Below are 1,128 nucleotides of genomic sequence, written 5' to 3'. Positions count from 1 at the left end.
AACCGAAATTCAAAGGCAGCAGCAATGAAAGACGGCGAATTCAGCTTCTACGCAGCAGATAAGAAAATCAAGAAAACAGATGAAATCATCATGGTTGCCTACGATAAAAACGGTGACGAACTAGCTAGACAATTAGTGAAATTTGTCGTAGTAACGGAAGGCAAATTAACACCAGTAGAAATGACCATTCCAGGCGATAACAACGTGACCGGAACATATACGGGCGATATCACGAAAATCGAACTAACGGTGAACGGTAAAATATACAAAGGTGGAACAGTGGCTAATAGTACCTTCAAGTTCTATTCTAAAGATAAAGTAATGAACGAAACAGACGTAGTGGTCATTAAAGGTTATGACAGCACGGGCAAATTACTAGACACGCAAACAGTTAAAATCAAATCAACCGCACCAACAGCAGGAACAATCACACCAGCAGCGATAGCAATCCCAGGCGATAAAAATGTGGTAGGAACGTACACAGGCGATGTTAAATCTCTCGTTCTTACAGTAGATGGCGTCGAGTACAAAGGCGGAACAATTGCGAATGGCGAGTTCAAATTCTACACCTACGATAAAATCAAATCAGCGACAAGCGAAGTAACATTAAAAGCATATGACAAAGTTGGGAAATTGCTTGATACACAAACAGTTGACATCAAATCAAGCGCACCAACAGTAGGAACAATTACGCCAGCAGTTATTGCTATCCCAGGTGATAAAAATGTGGTAGGAACATACACAGGAGAAGTTAAATCTCTCGTTCTCTCAGTAGACGGCGTCGAGTACAAAGGTGGAACCATCGCGAATGGTGAGTTCAAATTCTACGCTTACGATAAAATCAAATCAGCGACAAGCGAAGTAACATTAAAAGCATATGACAAAGCTGGTAGACTGCTTGATACACAAACAGTTGAAATCAAGTCACTCGCACCCGCACCGACAGCAGGAACAATTACACCAGTAGTCATGACTATCCCAGGTGATAAAAATGTGATAGGAACGTACACAGGAGAAGTTAAGTCCCTTGTCCTGACAGTAGACGGCGTCGAGTACAAAGGCGGAACAATTGCGAATGGCGAGTTCAAATTCTACACCTACGATAAAATCAAATCAGCGACAAGCGAA

1 protein-coding gene is annotated in these 1,128 nt (G+C 41.9%); it reads left to right on the top strand.

Annotated features, from left to right (window positions below):
* The coding region (locus tag PGRAN_RS16900) for an immunoglobulin-like domain-containing protein (protein ID WP_338151720.1) at nucleotides 1-1,128 on the top strand (1,128 nt) is incomplete at both ends.

Origin of the sequence: Listeria grandensis FSL F6-0971, assembly GCF_000525835.1 — a bacterium.
Classification (GTDB): domain Bacteria; phylum Bacillota; class Bacilli; order Lactobacillales; family Listeriaceae; genus Listeria_A; species Listeria_A grandensis.
Note: the sequence above shows the minus strand (reverse complement) of the source record. Positions and strands in the feature narration are given on the sequence as shown.